Annotated in this window: 8 protein-coding genes; 3 read left to right on the top strand and 5 right to left on the bottom strand. The window is 69.0% G+C overall.

Annotated elements, in window-relative coordinates; translation table 11 throughout:
* Positions 1-41 precede the first annotated feature (41 nt).
* From ACIBTS_RS41305 to npdG, 4 genes are all read right to left on the bottom strand, one after another.
* The gene (locus ACIBTS_RS41305; RefSeq protein ID WP_399325985.1) at positions 42-224 is read right to left on the bottom strand and encodes a hypothetical protein; all 183 of its coding nucleotides are present in this window, start codon (positions 222-224) and stop codon (positions 42-44) included.
* A gap of 288 nt (positions 225-512) precedes the next feature.
* The gene (locus ACIBTS_RS41300; RefSeq protein ID WP_399325983.1) at positions 513-2174 is read right to left on the bottom strand and encodes a recombinase family protein; all 1662 of its coding nucleotides are present in this window, start codon (positions 2172-2174) and stop codon (positions 513-515) included.
* A gap of 113 nt (positions 2175-2287) precedes the next feature.
* Entirely contained in the window at positions 2288-2479 is a 192-nt protein-coding gene (locus tag ACIBTS_RS41295; protein WP_319672624.1) for a hypothetical protein, read from the bottom strand.
* 60 nt (positions 2480-2539) lie between these two features.
* Positions 2540-3268, bottom strand: coding sequence for an NADPH-dependent F420 reductase (npdG, locus tag ACIBTS_RS41290; protein WP_319672625.1), 729 nt, complete (start codon positions 3266-3268; stop codon positions 2540-2542).
* A gap of 103 nt (positions 3269-3371) precedes the next feature.
* Here npdG and ACIBTS_RS41285 point away from each other — a divergent pair, with 103 nt between their 5' ends.
* On the top strand, positions 3372-3968 hold the full coding sequence (locus ACIBTS_RS41285) for a hypothetical protein (RefSeq protein ID WP_319340360.1): 597 nt from the start codon (positions 3372-3374) through the stop codon (positions 3966-3968).
* A gap of 51 nt (positions 3969-4019) precedes the next feature.
* Here the strand turns inward: ACIBTS_RS41285 and ACIBTS_RS41280 are convergent, their stop codons facing one another.
* Positions 4020-4256, bottom strand: coding sequence for a hypothetical protein (locus tag ACIBTS_RS41280; protein ID WP_319672626.1), 237 nt, complete (start codon positions 4254-4256; stop codon positions 4020-4022).
* A gap of 57 nt (positions 4257-4313) precedes the next feature.
* On the opposite strand from ACIBTS_RS41280, the gene map reads away from it, so the two are divergent.
* Entirely contained in the window at positions 4314-5171 is an 858-nt protein-coding gene (gene map / locus ACIBTS_RS41275; RefSeq protein WP_079662738.1) for a type I methionyl aminopeptidase, read from the top strand.
* Between the two features lie 124 nt (positions 5172-5295).
* Complete coding sequence (locus tag ACIBTS_RS41270) at positions 5296-5943, top strand: heme oxygenase (biliverdin-producing) (protein WP_399325980.1); 648 nt, start codon at positions 5296-5298, stop codon at positions 5941-5943.
* Positions 5944-6000 lie beyond the last annotated feature (57 nt).

Genomic DNA, 6000 nt, shown 5'->3' with positions numbered 1-6000 from the left:
CAGCCCCAACGAATACGAACACCGACACCACACCGCTAAACTCACGCTCGCCGCGTGATCAATAACCGCGTGCCCACCTTCACGGGGGAAGGCCCTTCTGCCTGGAGCACCTCGTCCGCCTTCCATCCCTGGAACACGAATTCTTGCTTCTCCTCGTCGAGCCACACGGTCGGGCAGTGGTCGCCGTTGGTCTCGGGGTCCTTGCCAAATGAGCGTAGAGCCATGGTGCCCTCCGTCGTCCCGTGAGTTGCGCAATGTTCTACGACCATCACGCCCACGGGGCAGACGCGTCAAGGGTGCCTCACATGGGGAACCCCAGTGCCCGCATGCGACGTCGGCAGGCCTTGCCGTGGTCGCCGTTGCACAACCGCCGCACCCCGCGACCGGCTCCGGGCGACTGGGAAAGCTCCGCGCCACAGTGGAGCGGCCCCCGGCCGGCCCGTGGAGCGCACCGCCGACTGAATGACGAGAGCCCCGTCAGAGGTACTGACGGGGCACTCTACGTGCCGTGTTCAGCTCGCTAGATCATCAGCCAACGCAGACGGCTCTACGGCGGCATCGGCGAAGAACTCCGCGGTGACGTCGAAGGAGACGCGCGACTCGTCCAGCGTCCGCCAACCTCCCCGCGTTCCACGCTTGACACGGACGACGACACCGCAGTCCAGCAACAGCGCCCTACGCTCCAAGTCGTCGCCGGCGTCCCACATCTGCCCGTAGGTGACGGAGCCTTCCTTAACGATCGTTCGCGGCTCCGTCTTATCCCTCGACTCCAGCTCCTCAAGTCGTGCGTCCAGCGCGTCGTGCCGCTCCTGCCACGCTGCGATGGCCGCCCGAGACTTCTGCTTGCCCCGCTCCGCAAGATGCGCTTTGAACTCCGCCTCTGTCTCTTCGATCTCCGGGCCCGGGTCGTAGCCGGGGATCCGCTCGTGTTCCAGGACCCGGACGCCTCCGAATTGCTTCAGAAACTCGCGCTCGACGTACTCCTCGGCCCACGTCTGCTTAATGGATGACGGGCCCAGGCACTTGCCCTCTGGGGTGTACGTCTGACAAACGTAGTTCTGCGCCTGCGACCGGCGCATCAGGTACATGCGCCGGCCGCAGGCGTCGCACAGGAGGACGCCTAGGAGCATGGCGTGTGTGTCCTTGCGCTCGACCGGCTGTCGTGCTCTCTCGGTGAATATCTCGCGGAGGTAGTCGAACTCGGTGCGCGTGAGGATCGGCTCGTCAGTGAACGTCACGGGGATGCCGGTACCGGGCTCCCGGACGACCTGATCTCCGTACGTCTTCCATCCGAGCATGGCGTAATCAGTCAGAAACGCTTTGATAGTCGCGCCGTTCCAGCCGCGCCCCCGGGATGAGCTCTCGGGTTCCTCGCCGGCCTGCTCGTCGCTCGGGGGTACTGAATCGGCGTCTCCCGCCATTTCAGCGTCACGGAGTTCCTGACGTTTTTGAGCCCAGTATCGCCACGGCGTCGGGATGCCCTCCGCCGTGAGCGCTACGGCGATGGCGGTAGCCGACTTCCCCTTCTCACCCGTAGAGGAGTCGCCCTTGAGGTCACGGATGATGCGCTGTATCACCTTGACGGCCGTCGGGTCGGGCTTGAGCGTCCACCCTCCGGTCTCCAGGCGCTTGGGCTCGTAACCGTATGGCGGGCGGCCCCCTTTCCAACGGTTCTTCATCTGCCGGATAGCCGCATGCGCTCCGGTGACCCGCTCTTTGGTGCTCAGCCGCTCCACTTGAGCTGCGAAGGCAAAGAGCATCATCATCAATTCCGCCATGGGATCCATGGGGTTGCGGAAGTCGAAGATGAGTCGGCCGGCGTTTCCTACGCCCTCGTCGAAAACGAGCATCTTCCGATGCTCCTTCGCCCATTTGGCGAGCTCATGCATGTCCGACATGGACGCGATCGCCCGGTCGAAGCGCCACCACACGATGGCGTCGTACTCGTCCGGGCGGGCAAGCCACTTACCTAGCTGCGGGCGTTCGAAGGGGCTGAACTTCAAGGCGGACACATCGAGGTCTACGGCCTCCCGGAGGCCATCCCCCTCGCCGAAGTCGAGGTCAAGCGCTGCCGCTGACTTGTCGGCCGCCTCCCTCTGCCGGTCGACGCTTGTAGTCGAATCGGTCAGCACAGACAGCCGGATAGCGCGCAGCCCGCGCAGAGCCTTAGGCACGGTGCCCTCCCCCTCCAGAAGGCAGCATCATACTGCGCAGGATACGTAGTTGGTGACGTACTGTGCTCAGTCGCTGTACCGCTTCTGGGAGGGCACGAACGACTTCTGCGCGGTCAGCCGGTGACGTCGGCCCCGACGGCCTTGCGCGCCTTGTCCCGCTTCACGTAGTACCAGGTCATGTTGGACGACAGGCCGGCGAGCAGCACCCACACGATGCCCAGGAAGCTGCCCTGGACGAAGGAGACGACCGCCGCGGCCACGGCGAGGACGCAGACGACGAGGGTGTAGAGGGCGAGGCGGGGCATGTCGGTCGGCTCCTGTCGGGGGACACTGCGGGGCTGCTGCGACCAGTGTCCCCCATGCGCTCATACGTCGGTGACGCGCAGCCCCGCGTGGGCCTTGTAGCGGCGGTTGACAGAGATCAGGTTGGCGACCAGGGACTCCACCTGGTGGGCGCCTCGCAGCCGCCCGGCGAACACGCCGCGCATGCCGGGGATCCGGCCGGCCAGCGCCTGCACGATCTCGACGTCGGCGCGCTCCTCGCCGAGCACCATCACGTCGGTGTCGATCTCGTCGATCTCCGGGTCCTGGAGGAGGACCGCCGAGAGGTGGTGGAAGGCGGCGGCGACCCGGGAGTCCGGCAGCAGGGCGGCGGCCTGCTCGGCGGCGCTGCCCTCCTCCGGCTTCAGCGCGTAGGCGCCCTTCTTGTCGAAGCCGAGCGGGTTGACGCAGTCCACGACGAGCTTTCCGGCCAGCTCCTCGCGCAGGGACTCCAGGGTCTTGCCGTGGCCGTCCCAGGGCACGGCGACGATCACGATGTCGCTGCGACGCGCGGTCTCGGCGTTGTCGGCGCCCTCAACGCCGTGCCCGAGCTCGTCGGCGGCGGCCTGGGCGCGGTCGGCGGCACGGGAGCCGATGATCACCTTCTGGCCGGCCTTGGCGAGCCGGTAGGCGAGGCCCTTGCCCTGCGGGCCGGTCCCGCCGAGCACGCCGACGACCAGTCCGGAGACGTCGGGGAGGTCCCAGGGGTCCTTGGCGGGGGCCTTCGCCGGGGCTGCCGCGGGCGCGTTGTGTGCACTGTCGGTAGAGGTCATGGGCCGACCTTACGTGGGCGTGTCGGGTGCCCTTTCGCCACGCCGGGTGAAGGTGCTGCGAACCGTCCGCCCCCGGTGGCCGATTGGGGCAGTATGCGGCCGCATGGACGCCGTACGGGTCGCGCTGTTGCGTGAGGTGCTCGCCGGGACCGAGTGGCTGGGGGCCACCCGGAGGTTCGGGGCGGTGCTGCGGGGGTCGGTGGTGTCGCACGGGGGTGGGCTGCTGCTGGTGGGGACGGCGGAGTACGAGCCATGGCATCTGGCGGCGCACCTGGTGGACGAGGCCGCCTGGTCCGGTACGCCGGAGCTCGCGCCGACGCTCGTACGGCATGACGCGCGCCCCTCGGACCCGGCGCACCTCGCGGTGGGCCTGGGCCGGATCGAGGCGGCCCGGCGGGGCGAGACGCTGCTGGTGGCGTCGCCGGCGGGGGACGCACCGCTGCTCGAACGCGTGTCGGACGCCCGCCGGGCCGGTGTCACGATCCTCGCGCTCGGCCCCGGCGAGGGGGACCTGACGACCCTGGCTCACGAGACGCTGCCCGTGCCGGACGGCTCCGAGCTGGACCTCGACACCGTGCAGCACCTGGTGAGCGCGGCCGCCGGCGAAACGTTGCCGCCGACGAGAAGGCGCCGCCGCCTCGCCGACCGCCTCACCCATCTCGCCGAGCGTCTGACGGCGCCGCCGCCTCCCCCTTGGTGACCTAGGCCCCGGGGTCGCCAATCGTGGACCTGTGAGCCGGTGGACGGGTGATCAGTCGTCGTCCGTGGCGCCGCCGCCCGTCGGGGTGTCGTGCCACTTGGGGTCGTTCTCCCACTGGAGGTTGCGCTCGCGGGCGGTCTCCATCGCGTGCTCGGCCTCCGCGCGGGTGGGGTACGGGCCGAAACGGTCCTTGCCCGGACAGTCCGGCCCCTCCTCGACCTTCTTGTGCTCCAGGCAGTAGTACCACTCACCCGGTTTGCCGACGGTCCGCTTCTTGAACAGGGGCATGACGGCTCCTCTCGCCACCGACATGTTCCCCCATGGACGCTCGTTAGACTCAACGCCATGTCTGGCCAGTCGCTGCTCGTTCCAGGGGTGCTGTCCCCCACCCGTTCCGTGCCGGGAAACATCCGTCGCCCCGAGTATGTCGGCAAGCCCGCGCCGACGCCGTACACCGGGCCGGAGGTGCAGACGCCCGAGACGATCGAGGCGATGCGCCGGGCCGGCCGGATCGCCGCGCAGGCGATGGCGGAGGCCGCGAAGCTGATCTCGCCGGGGGTCACCACCGACGAGCTCGACAAGGTCGCGCACGAGTACATGTGCGACCACGGCGCCTACCCGTCGACCCTGGGCTACCGCGGCTTCCCCAAGTCCCTGTGCACCAGCGTCAACGAGGTCATCTGCCACGGCATCCCGGACTCGACGGTGCTGCGCGACGGCGACATCGTCAACCTGGACGTGACCGCGTACATCGGTGGCGTGCACGGCGACAACAACGCCACGTACCTGGTGGGGGACGTGGACGAGGAGTCGCGGCTGCTGGTGGAGCGGACCCGGGAGTCCCTGGAGCGGGCGATCAAGGCGGTCCGGCCCGGCCGGCAGATCAACATCATCGGCCGGGTCATCGAGTCGTACGCCAAGCGCTTCGGCTACGGCGTGGTCCGTGACTTCACGGGTCACGGCATCAACTCGTCGTTCCACTCCGGGCTGATCATCCCGCACTACGACAGCCCGCACGCGACGACCGTCATCCAGCCCGGGATGACCTTCACGATCGAGCCGATGCTGACGCTCGGCACCCACGACTACGACATGTGGGACGACGGCTGGACCGTGGTGACCAAGGACCGCAAGCGGACGGCCCAGTTCGAGCACACGCTGGTGGTGACGGAGACGGGGGCGGAGATTCTGACCCTGCCGTGATCGTCGGCCGGAGAGCGCCCGCCCTGCCGGGGCGGGCTTTCTCTTGTAGACTTTTACCGACAGAGTGTCGGCAAGTTCCGGCGATCGTCGGCGGCGGGTCGGCGGGCGTCGGCCGGGAGGCGCTGTGGACTCCTTCTCGACGGTCATCCGCGCGGCGTCCCACGAGCAGCACCTGGCGGCGGAGACCTCGCCGTTCATGAGCGGTCTCCTCGGCGGCAGGCTCGGCGTCGACGCCTACACGCGCTACACCGAACAGCTGTGGTTCGTGTACGAGGCGCTGGAGGCCGGGGCCGAGGGGCTGGCGTCGGATCCGGTGGCCGGGCCCTTCATCCGGCCGGAGCTGTTCCGGCTCGGCTCGCTCGCGCGGGACCTGGCGCGTCTGCGGGGCGCCGGGTGGCGGACGGGCCTTTCGGCCCTGCCGGCGACCGAGGCGTACGCGGCGCGGGTTCGGAAGTGTGCCGAGCGGTGGCCTGGCGGGTACATCGCCCACCACTACACGCGCTACCTGGGCGACCTCTCCGGCGGGCAGATCATCCGCGACAGGGCGGAGCGCACCTGGGGCTTCGAGCGCGGGGGTGACGGCGTCCGCTTCTACGTCTTCGAGGGGATCGGCAACCCGGCGGCGTTCAAGCGGGGTTACCGCAGGCTGCTGGACGGGGTGCGCGCGGACGACCTGGAGAAGCAGCGGATCGTGAGCGAGTGCAAGCGGGCCTTCGTGCTGAACACGGCGGTCTTCAGGGCCCTGGGCGAGGAGTTCCCGCTCTCGGCGTGAGCGGGCTTCGCGGGCGGGCGGGCCGGGCCCCGTCGCTCCGCGGCGAGGGAGCCCGGT

The organism is Streptomyces sp. NPDC050121, from assembly GCF_044460385.1.
Lineage (GTDB): Bacteria > Actinomycetota > Actinomycetes > Streptomycetales > Streptomycetaceae > Streptomyces > Streptomyces soliscabiei.
The sequence above is the reverse complement of the archived record's forward strand: the minus strand, read 5'-3'. Positions and strand labels throughout refer to the sequence as shown.

Coding starts and splice junctions, on each gene's coding strand:
- ACIBTS_RS41305 (WP_399325985.1), bottom strand. CDS start 224: ATGGCTCTACGCTCATTTGGCAAGGACCCCGAGACCAACGGCGACCAC.
- ACIBTS_RS41295 (WP_319672624.1), bottom strand. CDS start 2,479: ATGCCCCGCCTCGCCCTCTACACCCTCGTCGTCTGCGTCCTCGCCGTG.
- npdG (WP_319672625.1), bottom strand. CDS start 3,268: ATGACCTCTACCGACAGTGCACACAACGCGCCCGCGGCAGCCCCGGCG.
- ACIBTS_RS41285 (WP_319340360.1), top strand. CDS start 3,372: ATGGACGCCGTACGGGTCGCGCTGTTGCGTGAGGTGCTCGCCGGGACC.
- ACIBTS_RS41280 (WP_319672626.1), bottom strand. CDS start 4,256: ATGCCCCTGTTCAAGAAGCGGACCGTCGGCAAACCGGGTGAGTGGTAC.
- map (WP_079662738.1), top strand. CDS start 4,314: ATGTCTGGCCAGTCGCTGCTCGTTCCAGGGGTGCTGTCCCCCACCCGT.